The 14,122-nt window shown below is 62.0% G+C and carries 11 protein-coding genes; 6 read left to right on the top strand and 5 right to left on the bottom strand.

The features are described from left to right. Nucleotides 1–115 precede the first annotated feature (115 nt). From rsmA to LOY31_RS26440, 4 genes are read right to left on the bottom strand one after another with little or no spacing between them, the layout of a single operon-like run. Nucleotides 116–934, bottom strand: a complete 819-nt coding sequence (rsmA, locus tag LOY31_RS26455) for a 16S rRNA (adenine(1518)-N(6)/adenine(1519)-N(6))-dimethyltransferase RsmA (protein WP_221534129.1) — start codon at nt 932–934, stop codon at nt 116–118. Continuing rightward, nucleotides 931–1,920, bottom strand: coding sequence for a 4-hydroxythreonine-4-phosphate dehydrogenase PdxA (gene pdxA / locus LOY31_RS26450; RefSeq protein ID WP_085609092.1), 990 nt, complete (start codon nt 1,918–1,920; stop codon nt 931–933). Before pdxA ends, rsmA begins: the two co-directional genes overlap by 4 nt. After that, nucleotides 1,917–3,233 (bottom strand): peptidylprolyl isomerase SurA, encoded by a 1,317-nt coding sequence (surA, locus tag LOY31_RS26445; protein ID WP_007959918.1) that lies wholly within the window; start codon nt 3,231–3,233, stop codon nt 1,917–1,919. The genes pdxA and surA overlap by 4 nt, the downstream gene beginning before the upstream one ends. After that, complete coding sequence (locus LOY31_RS26440) at nt 3,214–6,012, bottom strand: LPS-assembly protein LptD (RefSeq protein ID WP_221534131.1); 2,799 nt, start codon at nt 6,010–6,012, stop codon at nt 3,214–3,216. Before LOY31_RS26440 ends, surA begins: the two co-directional genes overlap by 20 nt. A 130-nt stretch (nt 6,013–6,142) precedes the next feature. On the opposite strand from LOY31_RS26440, the gene LOY31_RS26435 reads away from it, so the two are divergent. From LOY31_RS26435 to LOY31_RS26425, 3 genes are read left to right on the top strand one after another with little or no spacing between them, the layout of a single operon-like run. Further along, the gene (locus LOY31_RS26435; protein ID WP_221534133.1) at nt 6,143–7,162 is read left to right on the top strand and encodes an aminoglycoside phosphotransferase family protein; all 1,020 of its coding nucleotides are present in this window, start codon (nt 6,143–6,145) and stop codon (nt 7,160–7,162) included. Further along, a complete protein-coding gene (gene murU / locus LOY31_RS26430) occupies nt 7,159–7,830 on the top strand; it encodes an N-acetylmuramate alpha-1-phosphate uridylyltransferase MurU (protein ID WP_221534135.1) in 672 nt (223 codons plus the stop codon). Before LOY31_RS26435 ends, murU begins: the two co-directional genes overlap by 4 nt. Before the next feature lies 1 nt (nt 7,831). Further along, complete coding sequence (locus LOY31_RS26425) at nt 7,832–8,599, top strand: TerB family tellurite resistance protein (protein WP_115079403.1); 768 nt, start codon at nt 7,832–7,834, stop codon at nt 8,597–8,599. A 64-nt stretch (nt 8,600–8,663) separates the two neighbouring features. On the opposite strand, the gene LOY31_RS26420 is transcribed toward LOY31_RS26425, so the two are convergent. Next, a complete protein-coding gene (locus LOY31_RS26420) occupies nt 8,664–9,638 on the bottom strand; it encodes an alpha/beta hydrolase family protein (RefSeq protein ID WP_221534136.1) in 975 nt (324 codons plus the stop codon). Nucleotides 9,639–9,711: 73 nt separating this feature from the next. Between LOY31_RS26420 and LOY31_RS26415 the strand changes: the two genes are divergently transcribed. The 3 genes from LOY31_RS26415 (at nt 9,712) to LOY31_RS26405 (ending at nt 14,084) form a co-directional block, all read left to right on the top strand. Continuing rightward, the gene (locus LOY31_RS26415) at nt 9,712–12,111 is read left to right on the top strand and encodes a PAS domain S-box protein (protein ID WP_085609097.1); all 2,400 of its coding nucleotides are present in this window, start codon (nt 9,712–9,714) and stop codon (nt 12,109–12,111) included. Further along, nucleotides 12,112–12,741: a response regulator transcription factor gene (locus LOY31_RS26410; protein WP_011336200.1), complete on the top strand. Its 630-nt coding sequence runs from the start codon at nt 12,112–12,114 to the stop codon at nt 12,739–12,741. Between the two features lie 218 nt (nt 12,742–12,959). Next, on the top strand, nt 12,960–14,084 hold the full coding sequence (locus LOY31_RS26405; protein WP_007959931.1) for an ABC transporter ATP-binding protein: 1,125 nt from the start codon (nt 12,960–12,962) through the stop codon (nt 14,082–14,084). Nucleotides 14,085–14,122: the final 38 nt, after the last annotated feature.

Raw genomic sequence — 14,122 nt, 5'->3', positions numbered from 1 at the left:
CAAAAGGCCTTAAAAACGAAGCGGGACGCGGGGCGTAGCTGATTGGGATTCAGTCTAGGCAAGTATCGGGCAGTAGACCAGAGTTGGCGTCCCGCCCGATAGCGATCATTGCCGGTCAGTAGGCTTCAGGTGCTTTCGCCGGCTGTTCGGCGAGCTTGTCGGCCAAGCGCACGAACGCGGCCAGATCGAGTTGCTCGGGGCGCAGGCTGCCATCGACGCCGGCGGCTTCGATTTCGGCGTTGCTCAGCAACTGCTTGAGGGTGTTGCGCAGGGTCTTGCGACGCTGGTTGAAGGCTTCACGCACCACGCGTTCGAGCAGGCGATGATCCTTGGCTGGATGCGGCAGCACTGCGTGCGGTACCAGACGGACGATCGCCGAGTCGACTTTCGGCGGCGGATTGAACGCGCCCGGGCCGACGTTGAACAGGTGTTCGACCCGGCAATGGTACTGAACCATGATCGACAGACGGCCCCAATCGCCGCCACCAGGACCTGCGGCCAGACGCTCGACCACTTCCTTCTGCAGCATGAAGTGCATGTCGCGGATGATGCCGGCGTTGTTCAGCAGGTGGAAAATCAGCGGCGTGGAGATGTTGTACGGCAGGTTGCCGACCACGCGCAGACTGTTCGGCGCAGCGTTCAGGCTGTTGAAATCGAACTTCAGCGCATCGCCCTGATGCAGGTTGAAATTGCTCTTGTTGGCAAACTGCTGGTTGAGGATCGGGATCAGATCCTTGTCCAGCTCTACTACGTCCAGCTGTGCGCCGGAGTTGAGGATGCCGGCGGTCAATGCGCCCTGGCCCGGCCCGATTTCCAGCATGCGGTCGCCGGCCTTGGCACTGATGGAGCGCAGGATGCGGTCGATGACGCCGGCATCGTGCAGGAAGTTCTGGCCAAAGCGTTTGCGCGCCTTGTGTTGGTATTGCTCGGTCATAAACGGGTCTCGGCCATCTGGTAGGCGGTTTCCAGGGCGACTTGCAGGCTGCCGGTGTCGATCTTGCCGCTGCCGGCCAGATCCAGGGCGGTGCCATGGTCGACCGACGTGCGGATGATCGGCAGGCCCAGGGTCACGTTGACCGCAGCGCCGAAGCCTTTGTATTTCAGCACGGGCAGGCCCTGGTCGTGGTACATCGCCAGCACTGCGTCGCAGTGCTCCAGATATTTGGGGGTAAACAGAGTGTCGGCAGGCAGCGGGCCACGAAGGTCCATGCCCTCGCCGCGCAGGCGCTCCAATGTGGGTTCGATGATGTCGATTTCTTCATGGCCCAGGTGTCCGCCTTCACCGGCGTGCGGGTTGAGCCCGCAGACCAGGATACGCGGCTGGGCGATGCCGAATTTTTGTTGCAGGTCGGCGTGCAGAATTCGCGTGACCCGCTCCAGCCGCTCCGGCGTGATCGCATCGGCGATGTCGCGCAAGGGCAGGTGAGTGGTGACCAGCGCCACGCGCAAACCGCGGGTGGCGAGCATCATGACTACCTGGGCGGTGTGAGTCAGGTCGGCGAGAAATTCGGTGTGACCGGAAAATGCGATGCCCGATTCGTTGATCACGCCTTTGTGCACCGGGGCGGTGATCATTCCGGCGAAGTCGCCGTTCAGACAGCCATTGCCGGCGCGGGTCAGGGTTTCGAGGACGAATGCGGCGTTGGCCTTGTCCAGTTGCCCGGCGATCACGGGGGCGCTGAGCGGGGTGTCCCAGACGTACAGGCTGTTGGCGGGCGCCGGAGCGTCCGGCCAGTGGTCAGGCGCAACTTCCAGCAAACTGACGGCCAGCCCCAACTGCGCGGCCCGCTCTTGGAGCAGGTCGCGGCTGGTGATGGCAATCAGGGGGTGTGGCTGGGCTTGCGAGGCGAGCAGCAGGCACAGGTCGGGACCGATGCCGGCCGGTTCGCCGGGTGTCAGCGCGAAACGCTTGGGTTTCACTGCGCTGCCTGGTCTGCACCAGGGAGTTTGATCTCTACGTACGCTTCGTCACGGATCTGACGCAGCCAGGTTTGCAGCTCTTCGTCGTATTTGCGGTTACGCAGTACAGTCATCGCTTGCTGCTCCCGGGCCTGTTCGGTGCTGTCGGTGGCGCGACGGCCAAGGACTTCCAGAACGTGCCAGCCGTACTGGGTCTGGAACGGCTTGGACAGCTGACCCTGCGGGGACTTGGCCATCACTGCGCGGAATTCCGGTACCAGTGCGTTCGGGTCGATCCAGTTCAGGTCGCCGCCGTTGAGGGCAGAGCCCGGGTCTTCCGAATACTTCTTGGCCAGTTCGGCGAAATCTTCACCGGCTTCGATGCGGTTGTAGAGCGACTGAGCCAGTTCCTTGGTCTTGGCTTCGTCGCGAACCGGACTCGGCTTGACCAGAATGTGGCGTACATGCACTTCGTCGCGCATCTGGCTTTCGCCACCACGTTTTTCCAGCAGCTTAAGGATGATGAAGCCACCCGGGGTGCGTGCTGGTTGAGTGATATCGCCAGCCGTCATGCTGCTCAGTTCACGGTCGAACGGCGGTGGCAGTTGAGCGGCTTTACGCCAGCCCATATCGCCGCCTTCCAGGGCGTTGTCACTGGCGGAGTTGGCCACGGCCATCTGGCCGAAGTCAGCGCCTTGCTTGAGCTGCTGGTAAACGTCCATCGCCTTGCGTGCAGCACTCTGAATCGCTTCGGAGTTGGCGCTTTCCGGGGTCGGAATCAGGATGTTGGCCAGGTGCAGCTCTTCGGACAGTTGCATCTTGCCCAGGTCGGAGGCGAGGAAGTTCTTCACTTCCTGTTCCGATACCTGAATGCGTTCGGCCACGCGGCGCTGACGCACACGGCTGATGACCATTTCACGACGGATCTGCTCGCGAGCGTCCTCGTAGGACAGGCCATCGCGAGACAGGGCGATGCGGAACTGTTCCGGGGTCATGTTGTTGCGCTGGGCAATGGTGCCGACAGCCTGGTTCAGCTCTTCATCGGTGATGCGGATACCGGAACGTTCGCCGATCTGCAGTTGCAGGTTTTCGACGATCAGGCGCTCGAGCACCTGTTGATCCAGTACGCCCGGAGGCGGCAGACCGCCGCCACGCTTGGCGATGGTTTGCTGAACTTCGTGGACGCGTTGATCCAGCTGGCTCTGCATGACCACGTCGTTGTCGACGATGGCCACCACTTTATCGATGGACTGCACCGCGGCGTTGGCCGCGGTACCCAGGAACAGCGCGCCCAGCATCAGCGGGCGCAGACAATCAGAAAGCTTGGTCTTCACGTTGACGATAACCTTGGATGCCTTTGTCGAGGAAGCTCTCTACCTTGGCGCCAGTGAGGCCGCCGAGTCCCTTCAGAACAATTTGGAGGAAGACGCCGTGGTCGCCTTTTTCGTTTTCCGGGGCGTTCTGACTGAATTCGTCATAGCTGACCCAGTAACGGTTGATCAGGCGCAGTTTCCAGCAGCAGTTGTCATATTCGAAACCACCGAAGGCTTCCAGCGTGCGATTGCGGTTGTAGTCGTACTGCCAGCGGCTGATCGCGCTCCACTGTGGAACGATCGGCCAGATGACCGAGAAGTCATGCTGCTGGATCTTGTAGTAGTCCTTCACGTAGCCAGGCTGGCCCGGAGTGCCGTAGTCACCACCACCCACCGACCATTTACCGGTGTTCTGGTCGTAACGGACCTGGTCGTTGCGATAGCGATAGCCGAGGTTGACCACCTTGTTCGGGTTGTCTTCAGGCTGGTAGTGGAACATCGCGCTGCCGGATCGCGGGCTGCGGCTGTCCGGATCCCAGTTGTAATCGGCAGTGGTGCGCCAGTCGCGGTTCCAGCGGTATTCGTATTCCAGTGCGTAAGGCGAAACATTAGCCTTGGCGTCATCCCGATCGTTGAACGCGATGCCTGGAAGTTGAACCTCGCGATCCTTGAAGTACAGAGCCTGGCCGACGCTGATGCGTTGACGCTCGAAACCGTCGTCTTCGATCCAGCGACTGGTCACGCCCAGCGACAGCTTGTTCTCGTCGCCAACACGGTCGGCGCCGGAGAAGCGGTTGTCACGGAACAGCGATGCGTAGTTGAAGGTGTATTCGCTGGAGTCGAATACCGGAATGTCTTCCTGATCCACCTTGGGTACATAGAGGTAGAACATGCGCGGCTCAAGCGTCTGGCGGTAGTTCTTGCCAAAGAAGGACGTATTGCGGTCGAAGTACAGGCCACCGTCAACGCTGGCGATCGGTACGCCGCGACTCTGGTTGCTGTCGAAGGTGCCGTTGAGTTTGTTTTGCTCGGCATTTTGCGTCGCAATGTCGCGTTTGCCTTGACCATCCAGATCCAGTTGATACTGGGTGTATTGGTACTTCAGCGACGGCTTCAGGAAACCATAGGTCCAGTTCATCGGCAGGCTGACGCCTGGCTTCAGATTCAAACGGTCGCCATTGGCGCGAGCGAGGCCGAAAACGTTCGAGTCGAGACGACGCTCCGATGTTCCATCCTCGTTGATGAAATTGCCACTTTTCAGATCGCGATCAAACCGGACGAGCTCGGTCTCGTAATTGAAGTCCAGGCCTTCCGGGTGATATGGCAGCTTGCCATTGAAGGTGATCTGCGGCAGGCGGTCATACGGTGTGATGTTCGATACGGTTGCCAGCTGGTACGCCTGGGCGTTCAAACGGGCGGTGTAGCTGTCGCCACGATAGGTGACCGAGCCCTGCTGGTTCACGTAGTCGGCACTTTTCACGCCGATCTGGTCGGTCTGCAGATCCTGGAAGTAATAAGGATCGCTGATCTTGGTGTAATCCACCTGGGTGAACACGCGGGAGTCGAGACCACCCTTGTGTTGCCAGTTGTACATGTAGCGGGTCTTGTCGTAGTCGGTCTGACCCTTGCGCTCGTCGTCCTCGTCGTTGAGGTACGCCGCACCGAACTGACCTTCGCTCGACTTGGTCAGGTAACGGAATTCGCCTTCCATCAGCATGCCGCGCTTGGCCATGTAGCGTGGATACAACGTGGCATCGTAGTTCGGCGCCAGGTTGAAGTAGTACGGGGTGACCAGCATGAAGCCGGTGTCGCTGCCGGTGCCGATGGTCGGCGGCAGGAAGCCCGACTGACGACGGTCGTCGATCGGGAAGTAGATGTACGGCGTGTACAGGACAGGAATGTCCTTGACCCGCAGTGTCACGTTGGTCGCGGTACCGAAACCGGTGGCAGGGTTCAGGGTGATGTTGTTGCCCTTGAGCTGCCAGGCGTTGCTGTTCGGTTCGCACGTGGTGTACGTGCCGTCCTTCAGGCGGATGATCGCGTTTTCGGCACGCTTGGCGTACAGCGCGTTACCGCGGATGCGCGACTTGTGCATCACGTATTCGGCGTTGTCGACCTTGGCTTCACCGGTGTCCAGCTGTACATCGGCGTGGTCGCCGACGATCAGCGCGCCGTTGTCGCGAATGCGCACGTTGCCCGCCAGTTCGCCACGGCTTTCGGCTTGATACAGGTTGGCCTCGTCGGCTTCGACCTGCATGCTGCCCTGACGCATGACCACGTCACCGGCCAGACTCGCGACCTGCGAATCCTGCTGATAACGCGACGCCTTGGCGCCGATGAAGGTCGGGGCGTCACTTTTATTCGTCTTGTCATTCATGCCAGGACGAATCGGTTCGATATAGGAACCAGAGCAGTAAGGACCGGTTTCGGCCAGTTGGGCGGCGGTGAGCTTCTCGCGCGGAACCCAGTCGAGGTGACTGTAGTCTTCGCTACGGGATTTCAGGCCACGGCCCTTGGACTCGGTAACCAGTACCGGCTTGGGCCCGGACTCCGCAGTGGAGCCGCTCTCGGCCGGGGCTTCGCCGGCGGCGCTGACGGCACTGCCGTCATGCACGGGACGCGGCGGCAAGGCAGCGGCCGGCGTCTTCGGCGAGCAGGCCCAGCCTCCCGTTGCCGAGACGGCGCAGTCATACTGCTCGGCGGCAACAACGAATGAACTGGCCAGAGGTTGCATAGCCAGCAGACTGCCGGTTACCAACAACGGAAATTTTTTACGAAACGCGGGGGATTTCAATGCCATCTTATTAGTCCGGGCTTCCTGCGTGCCATCTGCCCGCGGTGTGGGCCGCACGCCTCTCGATGGTCTGAAAAAGATGCTGGATAATAAAGCATGACCCGCTTGACGGCTAGCGCCGTCGGAGACCCTTGCAATGCCTGATCAAGATGTACGCTTGCAACACCTGAAAGTTTGGCTCGATGAACAGCTGGCAACCCTTTTTGCCGATCAGGGCTGGGGAGCCGTACCCCCGGCCACGTTGACCGCGGCCAGCAGCGACGCGAGTTTCCGCCGGTATTTCCGTTGGGAAGGCGCGGGTCGCAGCTTCGTCGTGATGGACGCGCCGCCGCCTCAGGAAAACTGCAAACCGTTCGTGGATATCGCCTTTTTGCTGGCGAAATCCGGCATCAACGTGCCGAAAATTTATGCCGAGGACCTCGAACGCGGGTTTCTTTTGCTCAATGACCTGGGCAACAAGACTTATCTGGACGTGATCGACAGCGAAAATGCCGACGCGTTATTCAGCGATGCCCTGCAAGCGCTGCTGGCTTTTCAGCAGCTGCCGATGGTGGCACCGCTGCCGAGCTATGACGTCGCGTTGTTGCGCCGCGAGCTGGAACTGTTTCCCGAGTGGTACGTGAAACGCGAGCTGGGCGTCGAGTTCGATGCTACCCAACAGCAGCAGTGGCAAAAGGTCAGCGATCTGCTGATCGACAGCGCCCTGGCCCAGCCGAAAGTGCTGGTGCACCGTGACTACATGCCGCGCAACCTGATGCTCAGCGAGCCGAATCCCGGCGTGCTGGATTTCCAGGACGCCGTGTATGGCCCGGTGACCTACGACGTGACCTGCCTGTTCAAGGACGCCTTCCTCAGCTGGCCTGAAGAACGTGTGCGCGGCTGGCTGGAAAGCTACTGGCAGCAGGCGTCGGCGCTGAACATCCCGGTGCAGCCGGACTTCGAAGAGTTCCTGCGTGCCAGCGACCTGATGGGCGTGCAGCGCCATCTGAAAGTCATCGGCATCTTCGCCCGCATCAGCCATCGCGATGGCAAGCCGCGTTACCTCGGCGATGTGCCGCGTTTCTTTTCTTATATAGAAGCGGTCATCGCTCGCCGTCCCGAGCTTGCGGATCTGCAGGCACTGCTCGCGAGCCTGCGTGGCGGAGTGACGGCATGAAGGCAATGATTCTGGCGGCGGGCAAAGGCGAGCGCATGCGCCCGCTGACCCTGACCACCCCGAAACCGCTGGTGCGCGCCGGCGGCGTGCCGCTGATTGAATACCACCTGCGTGCCCTCGCGGCGGCCGGTTTCAATGAGATCGTGATCAACCATGCCTGGCTGGGACAGCAGATCGAAGATCATCTGAGCGATGGTTCGCAATTCGGCGTGTCGATCCAGTACTCGCCGGAGGGCGAGCCACTGGAAACCGGCGGCGGCATTTTCCGCGCCTTGCCGCTGTTGGGCGACGACGCGTTTCTGGTAGTCAACGGTGACATCTGGACCGATTACGACTTCAGCGTGCTGCATCAGCCGATCAACGGCCTGGCGCATCTGGTGCTGGCGGACAACCCGGCCCATCACCCGACAGGCGACTTCACCCTGACCGACGGCCAGGTGCGTGATGGCCAGGCCGATGCGGCGACCCTGACCTACAGCGGCATCGCCGTCCTGCATCCGCAGTTGTTCGACGGCTGCACTGACGGTGCCTTCAAACTGGCGCCGCTGCTGCGAAAAGCCATGGCGGATGGGCAGGTGACTGGCGAGCGGTTGAAAGGTCACTGGGTCGATGTCGGTACGCACGAGCGTCTGGCCGAAGCTGAAGCCTTGATAGAAGCGAGTCGCTGATATGTTGTGGCCAGGGACTCTGATTGGAGCCGGAGCGGGTTTTGCTATCGCCAGCATTCCGGGGGCCATGCTTGGGGCTTTGTTGGGGCAGGCGCTGGATCGACGCCTGCATTTACAGAGCTGGGGGCATTTGCGGGAAAAACTCGGCGGGCGGCCGATGCTGCGCAACGACGAATTGTTGTTCGTGTTGCTCGGGCGTCTGGCCAAGAGCGACGGGCGGGTCACGGACGGTCACATTCAGCAGGCGCGTCAGGAAATGCGCTCGCTGGAAATGAGCGAGCCGGCACAGCGCCGGGCGATTGCCGCGTTCAATCGCGGCAAGTCCGGCAACGACAATCTGCGCGGTTATCTGCGTCGCTTGAGTGCTCAACCCCATGCGGCCGAAGGCGTGTTGCGCGCCTGCTGGCGAATGGTCTGGGCCGATGGCCGGGCTGGTGTCAGCGAGCGTGAATTGCTGGCGCAGTGGGGCAAGTGGCTGGGCTGGACGACGCACCAGATCCAGGCGCTGGCGGCGGACTACGAGCCGCACAAGCGTCCGATCGTCAGCGCGGCGGTGAGCTATCAGGAAGCGATGCGCCTGCTCGGCGTATCGGCCACCAGCGAACCGGCGCAGATCAAGCGTGCCTATCGACGCCTGCTCAGCCGGCATCACCCGGACAAGGTGGCCGGGACAGGTGCCACGCCGGCGCAGGTGCGCGAGGCCACCGAGAGGACCCGCGAATTGCACAATGCCTACACGTTGATTCGCGAACGGCGGGATTTTCGCTAGGCATAAAAAAATCGCAGCGTTGGGCTGCGATTTTTTTTGTCTGCGTTTTGACAGTCCCGGCTCTTCAGTCCGGGCTTTGCGGATTCAACCAGCCACGCACCCGGCGGAACAATTGCTCCTGCTCGGCCTTGTTGTCTGGCAGGGCCTTGAGTGCGACCTGACTGAACGCGGACGTCTTCAGCCGCTTGCTCGCCTGCAGGCGTTCCAGTGCCGCGTTGCGGTCCAGCGCCTTATCCATGTAGAAGATGTCCGCCGTCGGCAGCTTCAGGGTCGGCGTCAGTTCCACCAGCTCCGGTTTGGCCTTGGCCGGCGTCTGCGCGGCTACCAGCACCAGCTTCTCGACTTGCGAGCTTTGTCGCTCGCTCATGTAGCGCGCCGCCCAGTAAGCGCCGGTGCCATGACCGAGGACGACGATGCTGCGCGCGCTCTGTTGTTCTGCGTAGGCCAGTGCCGCGTCGATGCGGGCGAAGATTCGCTCGGCGTCGGCCTTGGACTGTTCTTCGGTGGATTCAGCCACGACCTTGTCGGCCACATCGGCTTCGCCACCGGCGGCTTGTTCGATCGGCTCGGCGGTGGTCGAATCCTTGCTGCCTGGGTCGACGGTTTTCGGCGCGGCGGGTGCTTCGACCACGCGCGGTGCGATGGCATCGCTTTGCAGATCGGGCAGGGTGATACTCAGGCTGCTCCACTCGACGTCCGGCAACTTGCGGCGCAACGGGCCGATCGCCTGGGGCCAGTCTGCGGTTTCGCCGGCACCGGGAATGAGGATCACCGCGCCTTTGGGTTCGGCGGTGTTGGCCGGTTTCCACAGGGCGAGGAAGGTGTCGCTGCCCGCTTGCAGTTGCTGTTGTTCCTGGGCCGGAACCTTGCGTTCGAGTGCCGCGGCTTCTTCCTGACTACGCTCAAGCAGAGGCTGTCGTTCGGCCGGTTTTTCTTCGGCGGGGGTGGGTGCCGGATCCGCGGCTTCGACGGAAAACGCACAAGGCAGGATCAGCGACAGGCACAATGCTGGCATTGCCAGGCGATAGACAGGGGGCATCGGTTATTCCAGGCCAGAAGTTATCCCGGCAGCCTAATGGGTTGGTCAGAATTTGTCAGTGTATGAGACTTCAATGATGCGTTTTTGCTGCCTGTGGGTTATCGGCTGTCTGGCGTTTCCCTTGATGGGCTGGGCGGCGCCTGCGCCACCGAGCCACCTCGCGCGGTTGTCGGCGAGCGAACAACAGTGGCTCGCGCAGCACAATGAATTGCGCGTGGGCCTGGTGTTGCAGGCGCCGTACGCGCAATACGACCGACGCTTGCAGCGGCTGTCGGGGGCCAACGTCGAAGTCATGAAAGCATTGGCCAAGGCGCTGAATGTCGAGCTGAGCTGGCGCAACTTTCAGGATCTGGCACAACTCGAGGCCGCTGCCCGGGACGGCGAGATCGACATCGCCCCGGGCCTGACCCAGACCCCGGGCGGGCTGCGTCTGTGGCAGTTCTCCGACCCGTACATGCGTGTGCCGCAACTGGTGGTCAGCGACCAGAAAAGCAGCGCGACCGTGGAGCTGGAAAAACTCGACAGCCAGACCCGCGTCGCCGTGCGCATGCCCGGCGTCACCGCCGATTACCTGCGCGGCAACTATCCCCACCTGAATCTGCAAGGCGTACCGATGGAGCGCCAGGCGCTGCAACTGTTGCTGAGTCAGCAGGCGTCCTACGCGGTGGTCGATGAGGCGCAGCTCGGTCGGCTGTCGGCGGAACCGGAGTTTGCCGGGCTGGTGGTGGTCGGTGACATTGGGTTGCCGCAACTGCTGCGCATCGGCACCCGCCGCGACTGGCCGGAGCTTGCTGGCATCGTTGAAAGCGCCCTGCGCGCAATTCCGGCCAAGGATCTGGAACGCCTGCATGCGCAGTGGCTGCAACCCAAGTACCCACGGCTCTCCGAGTCGCCGGGCTTCTGGCAGAACCTGAGTCTGTTGTTCGCGGTGCTGCTGCTCAGTTGCGTGGCCATCGTTTTCTGGCAACGCCGCCAGCAACGCAGTCTTGAACAACGCCTGTTCGACGCGCGCGAAGACATCGCCCTGCGTGCCGCCAGCGAAGAGGCCCTGCGTCTGACTCAGTTTTCCATCGATCAAAGCACCGTCGGCATTCTCTGGGTCAACTGGGACAGTCATGTGCGTTACGCCAACCGTGCGGCAGAAAACATGCTCGGTTATCCACAGGGCGCGATCATCGACCGGCCGTTGATCGACTTCGAACCGGGCCTGCACATGGATCGCTGGCTCAACCTGTGGAAGCGCGCCCGGGCCAGCGAAGAAGGGCCGCTGAGTTTTGAAACCAACTGTGTGCGCGCCGATGGCAGTGTGCTGCCGGCGGACGTGTCGCTGAGCTTCCTGCGTTTTCGCGATGGCGAGTACCTGGTGGTTTATCTCACCGATGTTACCGAACGCCGTCGTGCCCTGGCTGCGTTGCAGGAAAGCGAGGCGCGGCTGCAAGGCATCGCGGCCAATGTGCCGGGGCTGGTGTTCCGTCTTGAGCGCGCACCGGTCACCGGGCAAATCGACTTTGCCTACATCAGTGAGGGCAGCGAAAGTCTGGTCGGCTACGCGCCGGCCGCCATCGCCCATCGCGACATGGGCCTGCGCAGTCTGGTGCATCCGGATGACCGGGCCGCTTATCACCAGACCCAGGATCAGGCGCTGGACACCGACAGCGACTGGTCGTGGCAGGGCCGGATTCTCACGCGCCAGGGCGAACAGCGCTGGGCCGAGATCAAGGCCATCACCCGTCAGCTGGAAGGCGGTTCCTATGTCTGGGACGGCATTGTCTGGGACATCACCGAAAGCAAACGCATCGAACTGGAACTGGCGGCCTCCCGCGAACAACTGCGCGAACTGTCGGCGCACCTCGAAAGCGTGCGTGAAGAGGAAAAGGCGCGCATTGCCCGCGAGGTTCACGATGAGCTGGGGCAGATGCTGACGGTGCTGAAACTGGAGACGTCGATGTGCGAACTGGCCTACGCGCAACTCGACCCGGGTCTGAACGAACGCCTGAACAGCATGAAGCGCCTGATCGCCCAGTTGTTCCAGTTGGTGCGCGATGTGGCGACGGCGCTGCGCCCGCCGATCCTCGATGCCGGGATCGCCTCGGCGATCGAGTGGCAGGCGCGGCGGTTCGAGGCGCGCACGCAAATTCCGTGTCTGGTGCAGGTGCCGGACAACCTTGCGCCGCTCAGCGACGCCAAGGCCATCGGCCTGTTCCGCATTCTTCAGGAGGCGCTGACCAACGTCATGCGCCACGCCCAGGCGCATACTGTGGAACTGACGCTGGCGCAGGAAGGCGACGAATTGTGTCTGACGGTCAGCGATGATGGCGTAGGATTTGTCGCCGCTGCCGGCAGGCCGACGTCCTTCGGACTGGTGGGCATGCGCGAGCGGGTGTTGATCATGGGCGGGCAGCTGTCACTCGACAGCGAGCCGGGCGAGGGCACCACGCTGAGCGTGCGGGTGCCACTGGATGAGGAGAAGTAAGTGATCCGTGTACTGGTAGCCGAAGACCACACCATCGTTCGCGAAGGCATCAAGCAATTGATCGGCCTGGCCAAGGATCTGCAAGTGGTGGGGGAGGCGAGCAATGGCGAGCAATTGCTGGAAACCCTGCGTAACGTGCCCTGCGAAGTGGTGCTGCTGGATATCTCGATGCCTGGCGTCAACGGGCTCGAAGCGATTCCGCGGATCCGCGCGCTGAACCATCCGCCGGCGATTCTGGTGCTGTCGATGCACGACGAGGCGCAGATGGCCGCCCGGGCGCTGAAGATCGGCGCCGCCGGGTATGCGACCAAGGACAGCGATCCGGCGCTGCTGCTGACGGCGATTCGCAAGGTCGCGGCGGGCGGGCGCTACATCGACCCGGAGCTGGCCGACCGCATGGTCTTCGAAGTCGGCCTGACCGATGCGCGGCCGCTGCACTCGTTGCTGTCGGAGCGCGAGTTCTCGGTGTTCGAACGCCTGGCCCAGGGCGCCAACGTCAACGACATCGCCCAGCAACTGGCCCTGAGCAGCAAGACCATCAGTACCCACAAGGCGCGGCTGATGCAGAAACTCAACATCACTTCGCTCGCCGAGCTGGTGAAGTACGCGATGGAACACAAGCTCCTCTGAGCGACATATCCAATAGCGACAGGCGCTTTTGCCGGTTCTGACGGCTTGAGCCCCGACTCATGCGTCGGGTTTGCCAAAACGCGCCATCCTTGTAGGGCAATCCCTACCCCCGGCCTTCCATCCGGCTGAGGCGATTCTCTCCTGCGCCCCGATTTGCGTGACTGCGAGCAGCCACTAGGCTTAATCCCACAGCAGTCATCAATAACAAAGGTGTGGGTATGAGCCAGGTCGAATCAAACGCAGGGGCCAGCGATGTGCTGGTCAGCTTTCGTGGAGTGCAGAAGAGCTACGACGGCGAGAACCTGATCGTCAAAGACCTCAACCTGGACATTCGCAAGGGCGAATTCCTCACCTTGCTCGGGCCGTCCGGCTCCGGCAAGACCACCAGCCTGATGATGCTCGCCGGTTTCGAAACCCCGACCGCCGGTGAAATCCTCCTGGCCGGGCGGGCGATCAACAACGTGCCGCCGCACAAGCGCGATATCGGCATGGTGTTCCAGAACTATGCGCTGTTCCCGCACATGACCGTCGCCGAAAACCTCGCGTTTCCGCTGACCGTGCGCGGCCTGAACAAAAGCGACGTCAGCGACAAGGTCAAGAAAGTCCTGAGCATGGTCCAGCTCGACGCGTTCGCATCGCGTTATCCGGCGCAATTGTCCGGCGGCCAGCAACAACGTGTGGCGTTGGCCCGTGCGCTGGTGTTCGAGCCACAGCTGGTGCTGATGGACGAACCGCTCGGCGCTCTCGACAAACAATTGCGCGAACACATGCAGATGGAAATCAAACACCTGCACCAGCGCCTTGGCGTGACCGTGGTCTACGTGACCCACGACCAGGGCGAAGCCCTGACCATGTCCGACCGCGTTGCCGTATTCCATCAGGGCGAGATCCAGCAGATCGCGCCGCCACGCACCCTCTACGAAGAACCGAAAAACACCTTCGTCGCCAACTTCATCGGCGAGAACAACCGCCTCAACGGTCGCCTGCTCAGCCAGAACGGCGAGCGCTGTGTGGTCGAGCTGGGGCGCGGGGAAAAGGTCGAGGCGCTGGCGGTCAACATCGGCCAGACCGGCGAGCCGGTCACTCTGTCGATCCGTCCGGAGCGCGTCAGCCTCAACGGTTCGAGCGACCAATGCGTCAACCGCTTCTCCGGGCGGGTGGCCGAATTCATCTATCTGGGCGACCACGTCCGGGTGCGCCTGGAAGTCTGCGGCAAGACCGACTTCTTCGTGAAACAACCGATTGCCGAGCTCGATCCAGCGCTCGCGGTCGGCGACGTGGTTCCGCTTGGCTGGCAGGTCGAGCACGTTCGTGCGCTCGACCCACTTCTAGAGGCGCACTGAAACGCCCCGCAATACCAACACCAACCCTGCACGTGGAG

Origin of the sequence: Pseudomonas sp. B21-021 (genome assembly GCF_024749205.1) — a bacterium.
GTDB classification, from domain to species: domain Bacteria; phylum Pseudomonadota; class Gammaproteobacteria; order Pseudomonadales; family Pseudomonadaceae; genus Aquipseudomonas; species Aquipseudomonas paraglycinae.
This window is presented reverse-complemented; position numbering and strand designations above follow the sequence as displayed.

Excerpts from the sequence above, each read along its gene's own strand:
- murU (WP_221534135.1), top strand. The coding sequence starts at position 7,159 with ATGAAGGCAATGATTCTGGCGGCGGGCAAAGGCGAGCGCATGCGCCCG.
- LOY31_RS26405 (WP_007959931.1), top strand. The coding sequence starts at position 12,960 with ATGAGCCAGGTCGAATCAAACGCAGGGGCCAGCGATGTGCTGGTCAGC.
- LOY31_RS26440 (WP_221534131.1), bottom strand. The coding sequence starts at position 6,012 with ATGGCATTGAAATCCCCCGCGTTTCGTAAAAAATTTCCGTTGTTGGTA.
- LOY31_RS26420 (WP_221534136.1), bottom strand. The coding sequence starts at position 9,638 with ATGCCCCCTGTCTATCGCCTGGCAATGCCAGCATTGTGCCTGTCGCTG.
- LOY31_RS26435 (WP_221534133.1), top strand. The coding sequence starts at position 6,143 with ATGCCTGATCAAGATGTACGCTTGCAACACCTGAAAGTTTGGCTCGAT.
- LOY31_RS26425 (WP_115079403.1), top strand. The coding sequence starts at position 7,832 with ATGTTGTGGCCAGGGACTCTGATTGGAGCCGGAGCGGGTTTTGCTATC.
- rsmA (WP_221534129.1), bottom strand. The coding sequence starts at position 934 with ATGACCGAGCAATACCAACACAAGGCGCGCAAACGCTTTGGCCAGAAC.
- LOY31_RS26415 (WP_085609097.1), top strand. The coding sequence starts at position 9,712 with ATGATGCGTTTTTGCTGCCTGTGGGTTATCGGCTGTCTGGCGTTTCCC.